The following is a 21,803-nucleotide window of genomic DNA, read 5'->3' as shown; positions in this document are numbered from 1 at the left end:
CCTGCACAGCTCTGAATGCCCGGTTGTGTGCCGCTGCGTTCGGATTCTCGACCGCATTGTCACGACGATAGCCAGGCGTTACTTCTTGCGCGGCGACGAAGAGGCGTTGGGGGTAAATGTCTAGGTCGGAGTGGCTTTGTCAACGCCTCTAGAGCCGCGCGCCGGCGCGCGGCCGCGGGTCCTGCTTGTCGCGGAAGCGGTGACGCTATCGCATGTGGTGCGCCCCGATTTCTTTGCGCGCGGCCTGCACGCGAGCGGCTACGACGTCGTCCTGGCCTGCGATTCCCGTTACGATCATTTGTTCGAACCGCGGCCCTTTCCAGTGATGCGGCTGCGCTCCTCGATTGCATCCCCATCAGATCCCAGTGCCGCCCGCTCGGGTGTCTCGCCGCTGTTCGATCATGCGACGCTCGAGCGCTATCTGCGCGAGGACGAACGGCTTATCCGGGCCGTCCTGCCCGATGTGGTCGTCGGCGACATGCGCCATTCGCTGCCGCTGGCCGCCCGCAAGCAGGGCATCCGGTCGATTTCCATCCTCGATGCGGCGTTCAGTCCGTTTGCCGCGATCGGTTTGGAAGTTTCGCCTCCGCCCTACCTGCCGCCGGTCGGCGCCGGACTGGGAGCTGCGATCTACAACGCGATCCAGCCGCTAGGACACTTGATCCATACGTTGCCGACCAACGAACTCATGCAGGCGCACGGACAGGATGTTCGGTACCGAACCGTTCAGGAGGTTTTCGCCGCTGGCGACTATGTCGTTCATCCGGATTTTCCTGAGCTCGTGCCCATGAAGGAGCGACGATCGTCGCATCGCTTCGTCGGGCCCGTCCGCTGGTCGGCCAAGGCGAACCTGCCGTTCTGGTGGGATAGCCTTCCCCGCGATCGCCCCGTCGTTTTCCTGAATATCAGCTCGTCCAGTCCCAGCGGCCTGCCGGGGCTTGTTCTGCGGGCCTTGGCATCCATGCCCGTCACCGTCGTGGCCATTGCCGACCCGCGCAGGGTGGTTCACGCAGCCGGCCCGAACGCATTCCTCGCCGAGACCCTTCCAGGGGAGGTGGCGGCGGCGCGCGCCGACCTGACCATCTCCAACGGCGGCAACACATCCGCCCAGCAGAGCCTCGCCGTCGGAACACCCGTTTTGGCGCTGCCGACCTATCCGGAGCAGCTGATGTTCTCCCGCTGCTTGGAGGGTGCAGGCGCCGGGCTCCGGATCGTGCCCGGCGACCAAACCGAAGCCGCCATCGCCGCCGCCGTCGCCAAGATGCTCGCGAATGCGTCATACGCCACCGCCGCCCGGCGATTTGCCGAAGAGGCGGAGCGACTGGACGCGCAGGTTCTGTTCAACGCCGTCGTCGGCGAAGCGCTGGCCGATCAAGGACAGAGATGGCGCCACGCACGGTTCTGATCGTCGGCGGAGCGGGCTTCATCGGCTCGCACACGGCCGATTCGCTCCTGGCGCTCGGACATAACGTGCGGGTGCTCGACTGTCTCGACCCGCAGGTTCACGGCCCGTCGGGCCGATTTCCGGCATATATGGCCTCCTCCATCGACATGCGGCGGGGCGACGTGCGGGACATGGATGCCGTCGTCGGCGCGCTGGAAGGGGTCGACACCGTCTATCATCTGGCCGCCCGCACCAGCACCGCCCGTTCCATGTATCAGATGCGCGACCACGTGGACGTGAACGTGACGGGGACCGCCACACTGTGGGATGCCATCGCCGCGCGGGGCGGTGTGGAGCGGGTGGTGCTGGCGTCCTCCAGGGCCGTCTACGGCGAAGGCGCCTATCGTTGCGAGGCCTGTGGCCCGGTCATGCCCGCCGGGCGCAGCCAGGCGCAGCTGGACGACGGACTCTGGGATCCCAGGTGCCCGCGCTGCGGCGCGTCGGCGACCTGCATCGCGACGGCGGAGCCGCAACCGCCGGCTCCTCAATCCGTCTACGGCGCAACCAAGCTTTACCAGGAACAATTATCGGCCCGCGCGGCTGCAACTCTTGGCGTCGCGCTCGTCGTCCTGCGGTATTTCAACGTCTACGGACCACGCCAGGCCCTGGGAAATGCCTATACCGGCATTGCCAACGTCTTCTGCGCGCGGCGGCTCGACGGCCTTCCGATCGAGCTGTTCGAAGACGGCCAACCGATCAGGGATTTCGTGTCGGTGCACGACGTCGCGCGGGCCAATCTGCTCGCGCTGTCGTCGGCTCCGCCGTCCGGCCCCGTCAACGTCGGCAGCGGGGTGGCGACGACGATCCGCGAGATGGCGCAGGCGATCTGCCGGGGGCTCGGTCTCGACCCGCTGATCGAGGTGACCGGCTGGTCGCGGGTCGGCGACATCCGCAGCTGCTTTGCGGACGCCCGCATGGCCCGGGAGACGCTCGGCTGGCGCACCGAGGTGGAGCTGGATGCCGGCATCGCCGAATTGGTCCGATGGGTGTGTGGTGAGGAACGGCAGGGCGGCGCGTATGCCGCCATGCTCGAGGAAATTCGGGGCAATGGCGTCTTGCGGGTCGCTGCGACATCATGAGGGCGGCATGAAACCGAGCATCCTTCTCATCGGCGAGGCCGTGACCCTCACTCACGTGTTGCGGCCGAAGATCTTTGCCGATGCCTTGCACGCTGCCGGCTATACGGTGACGCTGGCCTGCGACCCACGATTCGAGGCGCTGATGGGCGACAAGCCCTACCGCACGATTCCCATCACGTCGGTGATCGATGCGGACACCAATGCGCAGTTTCTCAAGCGCAATCAGCCGCTGTTCGGACCCGAGACCCTCGCGACTTATGCGAAGGAGGACACGCGCCTGATGCGCCTGGTGCGGCCGCAACTCGTCGTCGGCGACATGCGCCAGTCGCTGTCGATCAGTGCGCGGCGCCTCAACGTACCCTATGTCAACATCATCAATGCGCATTGGAGCCCCTATTCGGACGAGCCGCTCGGCCTCGTCGACAATCCGCTGACGGGCCTCGTGGGGCGGGAGGTGGCGGACCGGATGGCCGAATTCCTCGCGCCCTTCGGCAGCGCCCTGGTGGGTCTGCCGCTGAACATGGCGAGGCTCGGCCACGGTCTTCCGCCGCTCGGCCTGACCTTGAAGGACGCCTTTGCGGACGGCGACTATGTCGTCTATCCTGACGTTCCCGAGATCAATCCGACCCGTGGATTGCCGCCGGAGCACCGTTACGTCGGGCCGGTCCACTGGGTACCGTCCGTTCCAGGCCCCGACTGGTGGGACACCATGCCCGCCGACAAGCCGATCATCTACGTCAACCTCGGCAGCTCCGGCGAAGCGGCTCTGCTGGCCGACATCGCCGCGGCGCTGGCGGATCTCCCGGTCACGGCGGTGGTGGGCACGGCGAACAAGGGCGCGGTCGGCCCGGTCGCGCCCAATGTGCTCGTCGCCAATTTCATTCCCGGCGACGAGGCCACGCGCCGGGCGGCCCTGGTGATCAGCAGCGGCGGCGCGTCGCCGGCTTATCAGGCGCTGGCACAGGGTGCGCCCGTCCTGGGCATTCCCTCCAACACCGATCAACTCGTCTTTGCCCGCATCGTGGAGCGGCTGAGCGCGGGACGGTGCTTGCTCGAGGGCGACGCGACGGTGGCCTCGATTCGCCATGCCGTGACGTCAATTCTGGACGATCCCCGCTACAGGACATCGGCGGGGAAACAGGCTGCGGTCCTGAAGACCTACGATGCCCCTCGCCGCTTCGTGGCCTTCGTCGAAGAGATCCTGAGTACGGCAGGCCGGCGGAGGGCCCCGGCTCGGCACCCCACTACCATCGCCAAATCGTAGAGATTGTAAGGTCGAGACCCGCGAGCGGGATGACGTTTCGAAGCATCGTCCCGCTCTGGTTGACCGGACCGAATGCGCCGACCTCCTGCGCCCAGCCCGATGTGCCTCACGCCGGCCGATACCTGCGTCGGCGCGACGATGCTGCGCTCACCGCCGGCCCCGCAGCAATGCTAACGCGACCACCGCGACGGCAAGCACCGTCAGCCCGGTCGGGGTCGTCAGGATTTCGCCATGGGGCCCGAGTTGCACCGCGCACGCCATCACGCCGGCGGCAATGACGGCCACGCCGATCTGGCTCGCCGCTCGCCCGCGGGAGCGAAGGTTCTCGCGATGGTGATCGGGATCACCGGTGCGCAGAAGCAATTTGCCGCGCTCGATCTGCGTCAGCAGATTGTCGAGACGCGTCGGCAGCCGCAGGCCGAACATGACGAAGCGCTTCAACCGATCGGAATCGAGGCTCAGCTCGTCGGCGACCAATCGTTGGGCGAGGGGGGTGAACCGCTCGGCCGGATCGAACCCGGGATCGATCGCGGCCACCGTACCAGAGCAGATGCCCATCGCGCGAAACACGAAGAGAAGCTCCGCCGGTATCTTCATCGGCGAGTTGTAGAGGAGTGACTGGTATTCGTTGAACATCTGGCCGTATTGCGGCAAGTCGGCCTGCCGAACCTGACCGACGAATGCGTGCGGGAACTTGGCCAGCATCGCCGCCGTCATGCGTTCGAGCTGGTCGACGTCGGTATCGGGCAGAAGCAGGTCGCCCTCTACATAAGACTGCACGATGGTGTAGGCGTCACGCGCCGCAATGCCGACCGCATAGGTCTGCAACGAGCGGCGGGCGTGCTCAGGGATCTCCACGGCCATGCCGAAGTCGATGAAGATCAGGCGGAATGGGCGGTTCGCGGTGTGCGGCAGATTGATCCGATCGGTGGTCGTATAGTCCGTCGACGACCAGCGCGTCGCCGGCTCGCCCTGGATCGGGAGGGGCTGCACGAACAGATTGCCGGGGTGGGGATCGGCATGCACGAATCCCAAGCGGAAGATCTGATCGAGATAGACGTCCATCAGCTTGCCGGCGACCCGGCGGCGATCGACGCCGGTTGCCTCGTAGCCGAGCACATCGCCGATGGGGACGTAGGACACGTCCTCCATCGTCAGAGTTCGTCCGCCGGAGCGCGACCATTCGATCTTCGGAACGTAGACCTCCGGATCGCCGCTGAACTGGCGGGCAAAGCGCTCGCTGCTGCGCCCTTCGGCCAGGAGATCGAGTTCGCGGCGCGTGACGGTGATGAATTCATTGGCCAGGACGTCGAGGTCCACCCGCCGGCGGATGCTGCCGATGCGCTTCATCAGGCGAATGAAGCGCCCGATGATCACCAGGTCGTTTTCGACGATCAGGTCGATGCCGGGGCGCAGCACCTTGACCACGACGCGGCGCCCGTCCGGCAATTCGGCCCGATGCGCCTGGCCGAGGGACGCGGCTCCGATCGGGGCCGGCTCGAACGTTCGGAACAGGTCGCGGAGCGGCAACAGGAAATCGGCTTCCAGCTGGGCGACGATGGCCGGGGCCGGAGCCGGCGGCACGGCATCGTGCAAATCCGCCATGACATCGGTGACCTCCTTTGGCAGGAGGTCGACGCGGGCACCGGCGTACTGTCCGAGCTTGATGAGGACGCCGCCCAGCCGCTCGGCCTGGGCGCGATACTGGCGCGCGAGACGGGCCCACCGTGGCCCTGCCGGCGTGCGCAGGCGTTTCAGCGGTCCCCACGCCAGCACGATGTCCCACCAAAGCACGTGGAGCATGATGCGGGTGAAGATGCGCCGCGCCGCGCGGTTGCGCTCGCGCATGCCGGCCAGGTCGGGCGTCGCAACGGCCCGTATCATGAAAAATCGAGCGGCAGCGTGCGGCGGCGGATCATGTCCTTCACGGCCGCGATGTCGCCGTCCTGCCGCACGTCGCGGTCGTTGAAGGCGACCTCGGCGCGAACCGCGTCGCGCAAGGCGCGGCTTCGGCCATGGCAGCCCTCCCCTTTGCGCAGGTCGACGGCCTGGGCCAGTGCGATAAGGCAAATGGCGGCGACGGTCTCGCTCAGCTCGACCACGCGCAGGCTGTCGCGCGCCGCCACCGTGCTCATGCTGACCTTGTCCTGATTGTGATTTTCGGTGCTGCGGCTGAAGACGCTGGCGGGCATGGTGGCCTTGAGCGCTTCGGCCGTCAGGGCCGAGGCCGCGATCTGCATGGCCTTGAAACCATGGTGAGCCGCGCGGGCGGCCTCGGGGGCACCGACCAGGTTCTCCGGCAGCCCGTTGCTGGTGGACGCCGAGCAGATCAGCGCAAGCTGCCGATCGAGCAGGTCGGCCACATTGGCGACGGCGTTCTTCAGGCCGTCAGCCACGAAGCAGACGTGGCCGCCGTAGAAGTTGCCGCCGAACAGCGGATCGCCCGTCTCGGGGTCAATCAGCGGGTTGTCCGACGCCCCGTTGAGTTCGGTCTCCAGCCATGGTTGCATCCAATCGATGGCATCCAGCAGGACGCCGATGACGTGCGGCCCGCAGCGGATCGAATACCGGTCCTGCAGCCGGCCCGTGCGGGATGTGCCCGGCCGGTACTCGACGTCGTCGGCGATCCACGCGGCGCACTGCCGCTGCCCCGGATGGGGCTTGGCTGCAAAGATGCGCGGATCGAAGTGGGCCGGGTTGCCTCCGGTCACGTCGCTCGCCATCGCCGTGAGGGCGGCCGCCAGCCGTGCCAGCCAGCGCGCCCGCTCGAACGCCAGCGAGGCCAGCGCGGTCGAGACGCTGGAGCCGTTCATGATGGCCAGGCTCTCCTTGGGAGCCAGCGCCACGGGCCGCAAGCCGGCCTCCGCGAGCGCGTGCGCCGCGGGAACGACCTTTGATTGGAAATAGACCTCCCGCTCTCCCATGAGCACGGCCGCCACGTAGGACAGCGGAGTGAGATCGCCGCTGGCGCCGACCGACCCCTCGCAGGGGATCACCGGCAGGACGCGTCGTTGGAGCAACTGCGTCAGCCGCTCCAGGACGGCGAACCGGACGCCTGACCAGCCGGTGGCGAGCGAGGCGGCTCGCGCCATGAGCACGGCGGAGGCCTCCGTCTCGTCGAGTGCGGCGCCCGTCCCCACGCCATGGAAGCGGACGAGGTTGAGGGCCAACTCGTCGGCCAGATGTGCCGGTACCTCGGTGACGACGGATTCGCCGAAGCCGGTCGTCACGCCGTAGATGCGTTCGCCCGCGGCAATCCGGTTGTTGAGCAGGCGCGAGCCCGCCTCGATGCGCGCGTAGAAGGCCTCCGTCGAATCGATCTCGACACGCGAAAAGCCATGGGCACCCGTCCAGATGTCCGACGGGGCAAGCGGCCGCGCGCCGATGACGACGGTGGGGCGACTGTGGAGCGTCATGCAGACCGTCTCGTGCTGGTGGGCGCCGCACAGGCGTCGCCGCGTGTGGAGTGGGCGCGCGAGCGCGCTCGTGAAGGCACCGCAACGCTGACGGCACAGAGGCTTTTCCGGCACTCAACGAATGGGTACAGGTTAAAGAAGGCTCGTGATCGAATGAGGTTGTGCATGTCAGTGTCGGCGCTGGTCATCGTCTTGGCAAGTTGTCGCATCGGTTCGCCATGACCGCCATGACATCGCCGTGGATTCTCGGACCGACAGCCACGCCGGCTCGGCCGGCCCGCCTGTTTTGCCTGCCGTTCGCCGGCGGCAGCGCCGCCGCTTACGTGCCTTGGCGACGCATCGCCGCCGCCGACATCGAGGTCATTCCGGTCCAGTTGCCGGGCCGCGGCGGCCGTATCCGCGAGCGTCCGCTGCGCCATCTCGATGATGTCGTGGCGCAGCTCGCGGCGGCGCTGCGCCCGGCGCTCGACCGGCCTTATGCGATGTTTGGTCACAGCATGGGCGCTTTGCTCGCATTCGAGACCCTGCGCGCACTGCGCGACGACGGTGCGCCGCCGCCCGCCGCGTTGTTCGTCTCGGCGCGGCGTGCGCCGCATCTGCCACCGCACCGTGCGCCGATGCATCTGCTCTCCGACGCGGACCTGCTGGGTGAGCTCAAGGCGTTGAACGGCACGCCGGAGTCGGTGTTCGACGACCAGGAGTTCGTCGATCTGCTGCTGCCCATCTTCAGAGCGGACCTCACGGCGGTGGAGACCCACGTGTACAGGCCAGGCGCTCCGCTCGATTGTCCGATCCATGCCTTTGGGGGCGACACCGATCGCGTCACCGAGGCGGACCTTGCGGCATGGGCCGAGGAGACCCGCGTCTTCTCGGGCGTGACCATGTATTCTGGCCATCACTTCTATCTGAACGACCATCGCGAAGCTCTCATCGGGAAGATCTGCCGGTTGTTCGCGCGTTTCCACGGTGCGCGCTGACCGGCTGCTTGCCGAAGGTGCCGAGCGATGCAGCCGAATCCCAAGTGACGCTCACGGACGGGGCCTCCTATACGACGGAACGCCGGAAGGTCACGAGGCGCTGGCCGCCAGAACCTCCGCCCGACGTGTCGGGCGAGGAGTGGGCGCTGTCGTGCCCTCTTGCACGGCGCTGCCCGAGGCGTGCGGCCAACGGACTGGCCCTCGCCGGAGGCGTTCAGCGGCGCGGCGGAGCCTGCGAGGGGCCCCGACGAAGCCCAGTGGGTTCCAGACGCAGGTCGCTCGCTTGCGACGCCTGGCTAAGGATTATGAGCGCAGGTTCGCAAACCCTCCAGACCTCCAGCCCGTCGCTGTCGTCGGCATCGCGCCGAAAGACGTCGCTCTACTCCCCCAGGTCGATAACAGCCTCTAGCGGCTGCAACTATTGCGCTTGTGCGCCCCCTTCGCCGGGGCGGCTCCAGCCGCGGTGGATTGCCTGAACATTGTTTAACTTGACTGGACGGCTGGTGGTTTGTAGCGTCTGGCCGGGCGGTTGAAGTGGCTGAAAAATAACAGATTTTGGGAGCACGTTCGATGACGACCGATCGCGGCATGAACGTCGCAAACTCTGTCGAATGCGGCCCGCGTGACGGCATTTGCCTCTACTTCGAAGGCGAGGCGATCTCCTATGCAACCGTTGCGGAAACAGCGGCGCGCCTGCGCCGCCTGCTCGCCGACGCCGGTGTCGCCCGCGGCGACCATGTGGCGTTGGCCATGTCGAACAGTCCCGCTTTCGTCGTTGCCTATCTTGCAATTCTTGGCCTCGGTTGCGTCGCGGTCTGCATCAGTCCGGCGCTAGCGGCGGATGAGATCGATTTCATCCTCGACGACAGCGGTTGCAAGGCGGCGTTCGCCGACGCGAATCTGGACGAGCGTTTTGCGCGGCGCGGTATCCGGCGCCTCGAGGTGGATGCGCCTGTCGCGGGCCATCCCCCGCTTCCAACCGTCGGCGTCGGCCCCGACCATCCTGCCGTCATCGTCTATTCGTCCGGCACCACGGGCCGTCCCAAGGGCGTCGTGCTGTCCCATGGCAACGTCGACTTCACGGCGCGCTCCAAGGTGCGCTACATGGGCGTTCGCCCCGACGACCGCCTGCTCCTGTTCCTGCCGCTGCACCATTGTTTTGGCCAGAACGCTATCATGAACGCCGCGTTCTGCGCGGGGGCGTCGGTCGTGCTTCAACGGCGCTTCGATCGGGAGGCGGTGATCGGGTCGCTTCGGGCCGACGGCGTGACGATGGTATTCGGCGTGCCGACGACCTTCCTCTCGCTCGAGGAACACTTGACCGATCTCGATATCGCCGGCGTCCGATATTGGTTTTCCGCTGCGGCACCTCTCCCGCTGGAGGTGGAGCAGCGCTGGGCCAAGCGTATGGGACGGCCGATCTACCAGGGCTACGGCCAGACCGAATGTTCGCCGTTCGCGACCTACAACCACTTGATCGCGATCCGCGAGGGCTGCGTCGGCACGCCCATCGAGCAAGTCGAACTGCGCGTGGTCGACCCGCAGGATGATCGGGATGTAGCCCCCGGCGAGGCGGGCGAGATCCTGCTGCGAGGGCCTAACGTCATGAGCGGGTACTGGAACCGCGCCGAAGAGACCGCGCGGGCGCTTCGCGGCGGCTGGCTCCACACCGGCGATATCGGACGCCTCGATGCCGATGGCTATCTGAGCATCGAAGATCGGCTGACCGACCTGATCATCGTCGGCGGCCGCAATGTCTACCCGGCCGAAGTGGAAAACGTGCTCTACGGCCATCCCGGCGTCGCGGAAGCCGCCGTTTTTGGCGTGCCGGATCCTTTCCTCGGCGAGGAGGTCTGGGCGACGGTCGTTCTTCACCCCAGCCATCCTCAAGCCCCGGAGGAGCTCGAGGCCCTGTGCCGGGCTTCAATCGCTGCCTACAAGGTGCCGAGCGTCATTGCCTTCGCCGACCGTTTGCCGCGCAATCCCACAGGCAAGATCCTGAAGCGCGAGCTGCGGGCGGCGGCGCATCGTCCGGTCGCGCGGCCTGTGACGACGGCGCCGACGGCGGCCGAGACGCAGGCGTGGGTCGCGCGGTGGCTCGAACGCCGTTTGAATCTGGGGGCGGGGACCGTCGAGGGGGGCCGCTCCTTTGCGGAGTACGGGCTCGATTCGATCCTCGGCGTCGCCTTGGCACGCGAACTGGGTGATCATCTCCGGTGCGGCCTCGAGCCCACACTGGTGTGGGAGACCGCGACGCTTGCCGCGCTGGTGCAGCACCTGACCGCGATCGGCGCCGTCGAGCGCGATCGGGCGACGCCCGTGGCGGCGTAATCCATGCCCGCGGCGATCCCTCAGGTCCCGCACGTGAGCGGCCATCCGGATATCCGGGCTGGCGGGCCCATCGCCATAGTCGGCGTCGGCTGCCGCTTTCCGGGCGGGGTCGAGGATGCCCAGAGCTACTGGCGGTTCCTGCGCCAAGGCGGCGACGCCGTCGGACCGATTCCGGTGGCCCGGTGGTCGCAGGCGGACCCGGGCGGCGCATCCGGTGCCGGGCAGGCCTACAGCCGCGACATGGGCGCGCTGCGCGACATCGATCGCTTCGATGCAAGCTTCTTCGGCATCTCGCGACGCGAGGCCGCGTCCATGGATCCGCAGCATCGCCTCCTGATGGAGGTGGCGTGGCAGGCCGTCGAAAACGCGGCATGGGCTCCCCCGTCGCTGGCGGGGACGCGGACGGGCGTCTTCGTCGGCATCTATTCCGACGACTATTCGCAGGAGCGACTCTATCGTCGCCCGGCCGCCGAGATCGACGGCCACGCGGGCCTGGGGTTGATGCGAAGCCTGGCAGCCGGCCGCATCGCCTATCACCTCGACTTGCACGGGCCGGTCATCACCCTCGACACGGCCTGCTCGTCGTCGCTGCTCGCCGTTCATCTGGCGTGCCGGAGCTTGCGCGACGGCGATTGCGACCGGGCGCTCGCGGGGGGCGTCAATCTGGTCCTCGCGCCGGAAATCACCCTCGCGCTCTGTCGGATGCAGGCCCTGTCGAGGAGCGGCCGCTGCCGGACGTTCAGCGCCGACGCCGATGGCTTTGTTCGCGGCGAGGGGTGCGGCGTCGTCGCCTTGCGGCGCTTGAGCGACGCGCTCGCAAGCGGCGATCCGGTCATTGCCGTGATCCTCGGTTCCGCCGTCAATCATGACGGCCGCAGCAATGGCATTTCGGCGCCGAACGGCGTCGCCCAGCGCGACGTCATTCGTGCTGCGCTGGCCGATGCGGGCGTGGGTGGGCGGTCGATCGGCTATGTCGAGGCGCACGGCACGGGAACGGCGCTCGGCGATCCGATCGAACTGCGCGCGCTCGGCGATGCTTATGGCACGGACCGGGAGCAGCCACTGCTCGTCGGCTCCGCCAAGACCAATTTCGGTCACCTGGAAGCCGCGGCCGGCATCGCCGGGTTGATCAAGGCGGCTCTCGCCGCGCACCACGGCGAGGTGCCGGCCAACCTCCATTTCCGCACGCCCAATCCCCTGATCCCATGGGACCGGATCAACATGGCGGTGGCCGTGGAACCGGTGCCGTGGACAGGGCCGGATCCCCGGCGCGCCGCGGTCAGTGCCTTCGGCATGAGCGGCACCAACGTTCACATGATCCTGGAGGCGCCGCCCCTTCGGGTGGTCACGGCGAGCGCCCCTCGGACCGAAGTGTTGACGCTGTCCGCTCATACGGCGTCGGCCCTGGCCGCAGCGGCCCATCGCCTGGCCGACGCCCTCGCGGCCGCGCCGGCGGTGGACGGGGCGGCCGTCGCGCTGACCATGAACGGCGGGCGCGCGCGGCTTGGCGAGAGGGCGGCTTTCGTCTTCGAGACCGTGCCCGCGCTCATCGCGCAACTTCGTGATTTCACACCGCCGGCGACGACCGGCGTGCGTTCACGGTCTGTCGCATTTCGGTTTTCATCGAGCCGTCCGCTGCCGGACGCGGCAGACGATGCCGTCGCTGCGATGGCGCCCGGATTGGCGCAGCTCGAGGAAGGGCTCGCGGCCGCCGGCCCGGACATCGCTGTGACGTTGGCAGGCGATCCTGCATTCGCGATCTTCCGCACGGCCTATGCCGCCGCGACGGCGTTTCGGCGCTGGGGCGTGGTGCCCGACCAATTGATCGGCCATGGCTTAGGCGAGATCGTCGCGGCCTGCCAGGCCGGCGTCTTCAGCCTCGAGGACGCGCTGCGCCTGCTGGCTGCCCGAAGCCAGGTTCTGGCGTTGGCGGACGGCGAGAGCGGCCGCTTCGCCTTCCTTCGCACCGTGCGCGGACTGACGCTGTCGCCGCCCAATCGTCCCCTGGTCTCGAGCCTGCTCGGCCGCGCCGCCGGCGCGGAGGTCACGAGCCCCGCCTTTTGGTGGGAGCTGGTGATCCGCGATGATACGCCCGCCGCTCTACCGGTGGGTGAGGACATCATCGTGCTCGACGTCGTCGCCCTCGCCGGATCACGAACGGATAGATGTCGATGCTGGGCGGACCTGCATCTGGCAGGCCTGGCGCCCGATTGGACATCCATCGACGACCAGCGCCAGCCCCCTCGGATCGCGCTGCCGGGCTATCCGTTCGAAGGGGAGCGGCACTTCATCGAGCGGCCGCGAGGCCTCGCCGTCGCGGAGGCCTCGCCCGGCGGACTGGCCGGCCGTCCGCTCCCTCTGGCGGCAACCGACGAGCGGCGATTCGGCCTGACCATCGGCGGCCGCGCGCATGCCTTTCTGCAGGACCACCGTGTCTCCGGCCAGGCCATTTTGCCGATGACGGCGTTGGTCGAGATCGCAATCCAAAACGCCCGAGCGGCCGGCCGTGGCGCGATCGAGCAATTGCTGGCGGTGCGCCCGCTGCGGCTGCCGGCGGACGGGACCGTCGAGGTCCAGACCGTCGTCGCGCCCGATGGTGCCTGGCGGTTGTATGCGCAGACCGAGAACGCAGGCTCGGACGCCGCATGGACGCTGTACGCGACCGCGCGCCTGACCGACACCGTCGGCGCCGGGGCCTCCGACGCCGAGCCGCTCGCCGAGGGGCCGGCCGCGCTCGAGACCATCCCGGGCAGCGATATCTACGCCGATCTGGCAGTCCACGGGGTCGAGGCCCGGCCGGCGTTCCGTTCATTGCTCACCGTCGAGCGAAGCGGCCTGCTCGCCACCGCGCGCGTGCAACTGCCGGACTGCGCCGGCGCGGCCGACCCCTTCGCGATCCATCCGGCGCTCCTCGACGGCTGCCTGGTGGCGGCCAGCTGCATCCTGCCCAGCCTTCCCGCGGAAGAGACCTGGCTGCCGACCGGCATCGACCGCGTCGTCGTGCAGGCGGCGGGTGCCACGTCGGCCCGCACGGTGCTGCGCCTTCGCGGCGCCGCGACGGCCCAGCGATGCCAGATCGACGTGCGCCTGATGGAGGGCGACCAGGTTCTGGCGATCCTCGACGGCGTGACGTTCCGGTCGATCCGCCAGGCCGACCATCTGGCCGCGGCGAGCTCCGGCCCGATGCCGATCCGGCGCATCGTATGGCGGCCCGACGTGGTGGAGGACATGCACGTCCAGCCACAGCGGATTCTGCTGATCGGCGACGATGAAGCCGTGGCATCGGCGGCCCGGACGGAGCTCATGGAGCGCGGCCATGGAGTGAGCCTGGCGCCTTTCGACGTATCGGGCGATGCGCCCGCGCTGGCGCGGTGGCTCGCGGCGTCCCGGCCGGCCGTCGGCGCCTGCACGATCGTCGACCTCGCGCTCCAGGCGGCCGATTGCGCGGCCGGGGTGCCACGATCCTACCGTCGCCATCTCGGCCTGGTGCAGGCCGTCGGCCGCATTGCGGACCGCAGGGACCTGCGCATCGCGCTGGTGACGCGGGGCAGCCAGCGCGTCACCACCGAGGACGTGACGGCGGTGGCCGAAGCCGGTCTTTGGGGCCTGTCCCGCGTCGCGGCAGCCGAATATCCCGACTTGCGGCTGATTCGGATCGACCTTGATGCCAGGGGCGGCCTTTCGAACGTCGACCTGGCGCGCGAACTGGCTCCCCTTCTCCTGCGTGGGGCCGGCGCCACGGAGGTGGCGGTCCGCAATGGGCAGGTCTTCGCTGCTACCGCATCGGAGCGCGAAGCGCCGGTCAGGACCGTGGTGCGACCGCGGTTCGACGGCGGAGCTCCCGGGACCGGCGAGGTCGTCGTCACGCCGGTCGCGAGCGGCCTCAACTTCCGTGACGTGCTTCACGGCATGGGCCTCTTGCCCACGTCGGCCGAGCATATGCCCTACGGCCTGGAGTGTGCCGGTATCGTCACGGCCGTCGGCGCCGGGGTGCAGGGATTGCGGCCGGGCATGCCGATCATCGCCGGCCTGACGGTCGGAAGCCTGGCTGACCGCGTGCGGGTGCCGGCGGCGTTCGTGGTGGCCAAGCCCGATCACCTCTCGTTCCGCGACGCGGCGACGCTGCCGCTCGCCTTTCTCACGGCTCACTACGGGCTGGATCGGCTGGCCAAGCTCAAGCGCGGTGAGCGGGTCTTGATCCATGCGGCGGCCGGCGGCGTCGGCCAGGCGGCAATCCAGGTGGCGCGCCGCGCCGGGGCGGAAATCTTCGCCACCGCGAGTCCTGGAAAATGGGCGCGCCTGCGGCGCCAAGGCATCGACCACGTCTACAATTCGCGCAGCCTCGCGTTCGCCGACGAGATCCGCCGGGCGACAGGCGGCCGCGGCGTCGATGTGGTGCTGAACAGCCTGAGCGGCGATGCGATCGGCGCCAGCTTCGCAGCGCTCGCCGATGGAGGCCGGTTCGTCGAAATCGGCAAGCTGGACGTCTGGACCGCGGAGCAAGTCACAGCACTCGGCCGAAACATCGCGTACCACCCGTTCGACCTGTGGGACGTGAAGCAGGATCACGCACTCGTGGCCGACATGATGGGCGAGTTGCTCGCGCGGCTCGAGGACGGAACCCTGCGCCCCTTGCCGGCCGAGGTCTTCTCGATCGACGACGCCGCGGCCGCCTTTCAGCACATGGCACGTGCCCATCACATCGGGAAGATCGTGCTCTGGCAGGCGCCTCCGGGCCAGGGCGGCCTCGTCGGTCCGCGCGGCACGTATCTCGTCACCGGAGGCCTCGGCGCACTGGGTTTGCACGCCGCCCATTGGCTGGTCTCTCGCGGGGCGCGCCGGATCGTGCTTGCAGGGCGAAGCGAGCCGACCGCGACGGCGCGCGGCGCGATCGATCATTTGCGCGCCGCAGGCGCGGACGTGCGTGTCGTGCCATGCGACGTGTCGATCCCGGGCGATGTCGCGCGGCTTTTGGCAGCGTGCGCCGATCTGACCGGCATCATCCATGCGGCCGGCGTTCTCGATGACGCACTGATCGTGCACCAGGACGAAGCGCGCATGGGGCGGGCGCTCGCGCCCAAGCTGACCGGCGGGTGGCTGTTGCACGAGGCCGTGGGCGACAGGCCGCTCGACTTCTTCCTCCTCTACGCCTCGGCGGCGGGGGTGGTCGGACTCCCCGGGCAGGCCAACTATGCGGCGGCCAACGCGGCCCTGGACGCGCTGGCCGACCACCGCGCGGCACTCGGCCTGCCGGGCCTTGCCGTCGACTGGGGACCGTGGGCCGGCGCCGGAATGGCCGAAACCATCGATCGCAGTTCCATTGCCTGCATCGAGCCCGCTGCGGCCGAGGCAATCCTCGATCGACTGCTGCTGGAGCGTCCGGGGCGCGTCGTGGTCGCTGCGGCGCAACTGCTGTCGGCACCTGCTGATGCGCCGCGGACGATCGCGCAGGGGCCGGCCGCACCGCGCCCGGCGCTGCTTGACGAACTCGACCGATCGAGCCCGGCCGACCGTGTTCGTCTGCTGCGCAATCACGTCACGCAGCTGGTGGCCGCGTCGCTGGAGTTGCCGCGCACCCACGCCGTCGACCCCAGCCGCCCTCTGGAGGAACTCGGGTTCGATTCGCTGATGAACCTGGAGCTGAAGGCCTCGCTGGACAAGGATCTCGGGGTGACGCTGCGGCCGACGCTCGCCTACGACTTTCCTTCGATCGATGCGCTCGTTGCCCACCTCGCCGATGACGCGGTGCAATGGGCTTCGCTCCCGCCCGCTCCGAGATCGGTCGGATCCAGCGGTCCGTCCCCCCTCGAGGACGAGCTCCTGGCCGAGCTCCGTGCCCTGAACTATTGAGATCAGCCATGTCTGACGTCGCTTCTGACGCCAACACGATGGAGCGAGCGCTGCGGGCCATTCGCGACCTGCGCGGCAAGGTGGCGAGCCTGGAGCAACGGCAGGACGAGCTTATTGCCATCGTCGGCATGGGCTGTCGTTTCCCCGGCGCGAGCAATCTCGCGGCGTTCTGGAAACTTCTCGTCGAGGGCCGCGATCCACTCGGCCCGGTGCCCTCCGACCGCTGGGATATCGACGCCCTCTACAGCAGCGATCCCCTGGCGCCGGGCAAGACGGTGAGCCGGGAGGGGGGCTATCTTCCGGGCCTGGACACGTTCGACGCAGCCTTTTTCGGCATCTCGCCGCGCGAGGCACCCTTCGTCGATCCCCGCCAGCGCCTGATCCTGGAGACGGCCTGGGAGGCGTTGGAGGACGCCGGGATTGCGACGGATAGCCTGGCCCGCTCGCGGACATCGGTGGTCATCGGCACCCTGACGAACGACTACAATCAGCTCATCACCGCCGACAACCGCTGGGTCTCCGCGAGCACCGGGACCGGCACCTCCACCAGCATCATCGCCAACCGCGTGTCCTATCTGCTCGATCTGCGCGGCCCGAGCCTCACGGTGGATACGGCCTGTTCCGGCTCCCTGATGGCCCTGCATCTGGCCGCACAGACCCTGCGCAACGGCGAAGCGTCGCTCGCGCTCTGCGGCGGCGTCGCGGTCAATCTGGTACCCGCGCCGGACATCTGCTTTTCGCGGATGGGCGCGCTGTCGCCCCGCGGCCGCTGCCGGACGTTCGACGCCGGCTCCGACGGCATGACCCGGTCGGAAGGCGCCGGTATCGTCGTGCTCAAGCGCCTCGCCGAGGCCGAGGCCGACGGTGACCGGATCTATGCCGTCATCCGCGCCAGCGCCGTCAATCACGACGGCCGCAGCAACGGCATCGCCGCGCCGAACGGGCAGGCGCAGGAGCGCCTGCTTCACGACGCGTACGCCAAGGCGGGCCTGTCGGCGGGCCAGATCCAGTATGTCGAGGCGCACGGCACCGGTACGGTGGTGGGAGACCGCATCGAATTGCAGGCCCTGGCGGCGGTCCTGGGCGAGGGCCGCGCGCCGGAGCGGACGTGCGTCGTCGGTTCCGTCAAGAGCAACATCGGGCACACGGAGTCGGCGGCGGGCATCGCCGGCGTGATCAAGACGGCGCTCGCGCTGAAGCATCGCGTGCTGCCGGGCAACCTTCATTTCGAGGAGCCGCATCCGGCGTTGGCCGAGGCGCCGTTTCCGATGCAGGTCCGGACCACCGCCGGGCCCTTCCCATTCCCGGGCGAGACCATCGTCGCCGGTGTGAGCGCGTTCTCCTTCGGCGGCGCCAATGCTCACGTCGTGCTGCAGGAACCGCCGGCGGCGCGGCCCGAGCCTGCGCGAACCGAGGCGCCGCTCGTCCTGCCGCTGTCGGCGGGGTCGCACGCCGCCTTGCGGGCCTTGGCCGCAGCCTATGTCGCGGCCTTGCGGGCGCCGGATGCGCCGGCCCTTGCCGACATCTGCATGACGGCGGCGGTGCGGCGACGGCACCATGACGTGCGCCTGGCCGTCGTCGGCCATACGGCCGAGCAGATGGCGGGCCGGCTCGAAGCCTTCCTGGACGGGCAGGACTATCCGCACGTGGTGAGTGGCGAGGCAACGGCGTCGGGCAACGGCAAACTGGCCTTTGCCTTCTCCGGGCAAGGGTCGCACTGGCTCGGCATGGGCCGCGATCTCTACGCCCTCGAGCCCGCGTTCAGAGATGTCATCGACGGCTGCGACGCCGTGCTTGCCTCGGCCGCCGGCTGGTCGCTGCGCGAACAATTGCACGCCGATCCCGACGCTTCCCGGCTCGACGAGATCGATGTGGTGCAACCTGCGATCTTCGCCGTCCAGGCCGCGCTGGCGGCACTGATCAAGACATGGGGTGTCGTTCCCGACGTGGTGTTCGGCCAGAGCATGGGCGAGATTGCAGCCGCACATACGGCGGGCATCCTCCAGCTCGACGATGCAACGCGCATCGTCCTGGAGCGCAGCCGCCTGTTGCGGACGAAGCGAGGCAGCGGTGCCACGGCCGTGATCGGCCTGCCGCTCGGCGAACTCGTCGGCAGGCTGTCGGGCCGCCTCCAAAGTATCGGCGTGGCGGGGATGACGAGCTTCACCTCCACGCTCGTCGCCGGCGATACGCCGACCCTGCGCAGCCTGATCGGCGAGCTCGAGGCCGAGGGCGTCTTCTGCCGCCTGATCGACAATATCGACGTTCCGGCCCACAGCCCCGCCATGGACAGCCTGCAGCCGCAACTGGTGGCGGCCTTGGATGGGCTCGAGCCGAGCCTGGCGTCGGCGAGCCGGTTCTTGTCTACCGTCACATTGGACTACGAAGACGGGCCGGAACTGCGCGCGCCCTACTGGGGCCGCAATCTGCGCGAGCCATTCCGCGTCGCCGAGGCCATCGCGCAACTGGCGCGGGACGGCGTCGGGTACTTTCTCGAGATCAGCCCGCACCCGGTCCTGATCGGCGCCGTGCGCCAGAGCCTTCAGCACACCGAGGCCGACGGGGTCGCCGTGGCCTCGCTCGTGCGCGACGAGGACGGCCCTTCGTCGTTGCGCGCCAGCCTGGCCGCGCTGTGGGCGAACGGCTACCCGCTCGCGTTCGGCCCGCTGATGCCGGCGGGCGCCCGTTGCGTGTCGCTACCGTCCTATCCCTGGCAGCGTGAGCATTTCTGGGTCGATCAGGTCGCCGCGGTGGCGGGCGGGGGGCTCACGCCGCGCAGCCGGACCGGCTCGTCGTTGCTGGGCGCGCATTTCGCTCCGGCGCACGGCGGCGCGCACTTCTGGGAAGGCGAGATCGACGGTTGGACGCTGCCCTGGCTCAAGGACCATGCCATCCGCGGCGTGCCGGTGCTGCCCGCGACGGCCTATCTCGAGATGATGATGGCGGCCGGGCAGCAAGCGCTGGGCCGGGATGTCGTCGAGGTCGCCGACGCGCGCTTCGACAGGATGCTCCTGCTCGCCGATGGCGAGCCGCGGCAATGCCAGGTGGCGCTGCTGCGCGAGGCGGACGGCGGTGCGCGGGTCGATGTTCTCAGCCGCGCCGCCGGCGGCGATGGCGACTGGATTCTCCATGCGACGGCATCGCTGAAGGCCGGCGCGGCCGCTGGTGTAAGCGGCGCCCCAGCCGCGGCGCCGCAGCATCGCGAAGCCGAGATGTCGGTCGACGACTTCTACGCCCGCTTCCGCGCCGGTGGGCTGGAATACGGCCGGGCATTTCAGGGCGTCCGCGCGTTGGCTGCGGCTGGGCGCAGCGCATGGGCCGAGGTGCGCCTGCCGGAGGGACCGGATGCAAGCGCCGCCGGCGTGCATCCGGCGGTTCTCGACGCGGCCTTTCAGACCATTGCGGCGATCGCGCCGGAGCGGGCAGATGAGCCGCGGCCGGTCTACCTGCCGCGCGGCGTCGCTCGCATGGCTGTATCCGGGAGACTGACCGGCACGGTCCGCGTGCTGGCCGTGCTGTCGGAGGCGTCGCGACCTGGCGATGCCGAAATCGAAGCCGACGTCACGCTGTTCGATGCGGGGGGGGCTGCCCGCGTCCGGGTCGAGCGACTGCGACTGGCGCGCGTCGACGAACTCGCGGCGACCGAACCGTCCGTTGCGGACAGCCTTCATGCGCTCGTGTGGGAGGCCATGCCGCGCACGGCGCCCACGCCCACGCGTCCGACGGGCCCTTGGCTCATCATGGGGCGCAGCATGGAGGCACAGGCGCTCGCTGCCCGGCTTCGGCAGCAGGCCTGCGAGGCGCGCGCGGTCGCGTCCGAGGATCTGGTCCACGCCGTCCAGAGCGCCGGGGCGTCGCTGGCGGGCGTCGTCCACGTCGGGGCATCGCCCGGGGTCGATCTGCCCGCGTCGGTTCGGCATGGCGTGGTGGACGAGGCCCTCACCGCCGTGCGCGTCCTCAGCGCCGCCGGCGCGTCGGCGCGGCTATGGTTCGTCACCCGGGACGCGATGGGCGGCGGCGGCAAGGATGAGAGCAACCTGGCCGATGCGGCCTTGTGGGGCTTCGGCCGTGTCGTCGCCATCGAGCATCCCGAGATCTGGGGGGGGCTCTGCGACGTCGGCAGCCTGCCGGATTGGGAGGCGGTCGCGGCCGAGTTGCTCGCTCCCGACGAGGACCGCGAGATTCGGCTGGACGGCGGCCGGCGGTACGTGGCGCGGCTGGATCGCCTGGGGGGGCCGGCTGCCGCGCCGGAGCCTGTTTCGCTGCGTGCCGACGCCGGCTATCTCATCACCGGCGGCTTCACCGGGCTGGGTCTGGCCACCGCACACTGGATGGCCGAACGAGGCGCCCGGCGGCTGGTCTTGTTCGGTCGGACGGCGCTGCCGCACAGGCGGCTGTGGGCCGGCATCGACCCGTCGAGCGCGCAAGGCCAGCGTATCGTCGCCATTCGCGCCCTCGAAGCCCGGGGGGTCAGCGTCCACGCGGCCGCCATCGACATCGCGGACGAGGCAGAGCTCACCGCATGGCTTCGCGCCTACGACGATGAAGCGTTCCCGCCGATCCGCGGCATCGTGCATGCGGCGGGCGTCGTACAGGATGCGTTGCTGCTGCGCATGACCGACGCCGATGCCGATGCGGTGCTGCAGCCAAAGGTCGCCGGCAGCTGGGCGCTCCACCGCGCCGCCGCATCCATGCCGCTGGATTTCTTCGTATTCTACTCGTCGGCGACGGCGGTGATGGGACAGATCGGCCAGGCCGCCTATGCCGCCGCGAACGCGTTCGAGGACGCCTTGGCGGCGCGGCGCCGCGCCAGCGGGCTGCCGGCGACGTCCATCAACTGGGGGCCATGGGCATCGATCGGCCTGTTTGCCCAACGCGGGCTCGAGGAACATGCCGGACTGGACGGGGTGGTGCCCTTGTCGCCGGCACAGGGGTTCAAGGTGCTGGGCCGGCTCCTTGCGCTGGATGTCGGCCAGAGCATGGTCTTGAACGTCGATTGGGCGAGGCAGCCCCGCGCATCGCGATTGAGGCGCCTGCAGGCGCAGGCGGCGCCCCCCGCGGCCGGTGCCGGCGAACTGGATCTGGTCAGCCTGGTGCTGATGGATGCGCCGGAGCGCAAGCTCGAGCTCCACAAGATCGTCGGCGGGATCGTCGCCGCGGTCCTGCGCTTCGACGCCGACAAGCTCGATCACAAGCGGGCGCTGACCGCCCTCGGAATGGACTCCATCATGGCGGTGGAAATCCGCAATCGGATCCGGCGCCGCTTCGACATCATGCCGACGATGGTGGAGCTGTTCACCGGCTCGGTGGACCGGCTGGCCGATACGCTCGAGCAGGCGCTGGCGCAGGACGAGCGGGTCGCGGCCCTGCTCGACGAGATCGAGAGCCTGCCGCCGGACGAGGTCGAGGCGCTTCTGGCGCCGAACGAGGCGGCGGCCTGAC

The 21,803-nt window shown here is 69.1% G+C and carries 9 protein-coding genes; 7 read left to right on the top strand and 2 right to left on the bottom strand.

What is annotated here, in order from left to right:
- The first annotated feature begins 136 nt into the window (after positions 1-136).
- Genes IEW34_RS02350 through IEW34_RS02340 form a run of 3 tightly spaced genes read left to right on the top strand, consistent with a single transcriptional unit; the run spans position 137 to position 3,787 of the window.
- The gene (locus tag IEW34_RS02350) at positions 137-1,405 is read left to right on the top strand and encodes a glycosyltransferase (RefSeq protein WP_188607500.1); all 1,269 of its coding nucleotides are present in this window, start codon (positions 137-139) and stop codon (positions 1,403-1,405) included.
- On the top strand, positions 1,384-2,523 hold the full coding sequence (locus tag IEW34_RS02345) for an NAD-dependent epimerase/dehydratase family protein (RefSeq protein WP_188607499.1): 1,140 nt from the start codon (positions 1,384-1,386) through the stop codon (positions 2,521-2,523). Before IEW34_RS02350 ends, IEW34_RS02345 begins: the two co-directional genes overlap by 22 nt.
- A 7-nt stretch (positions 2,524-2,530) precedes the next feature.
- Positions 2,531-3,787 (top strand): glycosyltransferase, encoded by a 1,257-nt coding sequence (locus IEW34_RS02340; RefSeq protein WP_188607498.1) that lies wholly within the window; start codon positions 2,531-2,533, stop codon positions 3,785-3,787.
- Positions 3,788-3,934: 147 nt separating this feature from the next.
- On the opposite strand, the gene IEW34_RS02335 is transcribed toward IEW34_RS02340, so the two are convergent.
- Both IEW34_RS02335 and IEW34_RS02330 read right to left on the bottom strand, forming a co-directional pair.
- A complete protein-coding gene (locus IEW34_RS02335; protein ID WP_188607497.1) occupies positions 3,935-5,671 on the bottom strand; it encodes an ABC1 kinase family protein in 1,737 nt (578 codons plus the stop codon).
- Positions 5,668-7,203: an HAL/PAL/TAL family ammonia-lyase gene (locus IEW34_RS02330; RefSeq protein ID WP_188607496.1), complete on the bottom strand. Its 1,536-nt coding sequence runs from the start codon at positions 7,201-7,203 to the stop codon at positions 5,668-5,670. The genes IEW34_RS02335 and IEW34_RS02330 overlap by 4 nt, the downstream gene beginning before the upstream one ends.
- Before the next feature lie 218 nt (positions 7,204-7,421).
- Between IEW34_RS02330 and IEW34_RS02325 the strand changes: the two genes are divergently transcribed.
- From IEW34_RS02325 to IEW34_RS02310, 4 genes are all read left to right on the top strand, one after another.
- Positions 7,422-8,180, top strand: coding sequence for a thioesterase II family protein (locus IEW34_RS02325; RefSeq protein ID WP_188607495.1), 759 nt, complete (start codon positions 7,422-7,424; stop codon positions 8,178-8,180).
- 570 nt (positions 8,181-8,750) lie between these two features.
- Positions 8,751-10,511 carry an AMP-binding protein gene (locus IEW34_RS02320; RefSeq protein ID WP_188607494.1) on the top strand — a complete coding sequence of 587 codons (1,761 nt, stop codon included), beginning with the start codon at positions 8,751-8,753 and terminating at the stop codon, positions 10,509-10,511.
- A gap of 3 nt (positions 10,512-10,514) precedes the next feature.
- Positions 10,515-16,361 carry a type I polyketide synthase gene (locus tag IEW34_RS02315; RefSeq protein ID WP_188607493.1) on the top strand — a complete coding sequence of 1,949 codons (5,847 nt, stop codon included), beginning with the start codon at positions 10,515-10,517 and terminating at the stop codon, positions 16,359-16,361.
- Between the two features lie 8 nt (positions 16,362-16,369).
- Positions 16,370-21,802 carry a type I polyketide synthase gene (locus tag IEW34_RS02310; protein ID WP_188607492.1) on the top strand — a complete coding sequence of 1,811 codons (5,433 nt, stop codon included), beginning with the start codon at positions 16,370-16,372 and terminating at the stop codon, positions 21,800-21,802.
- Position 21,803: the final 1 nt, after the last annotated feature.

Origin of the sequence: Chelatococcus reniformis, from assembly GCF_014640075.1 — a bacterium.
Taxonomy (GTDB): Bacteria; Pseudomonadota; Alphaproteobacteria; order Rhizobiales; family Beijerinckiaceae; genus Camelimonas; species Camelimonas reniformis.
Note: the sequence above shows the minus strand (reverse complement) of the source record. Positions and strands in the feature narration are given on the sequence as shown.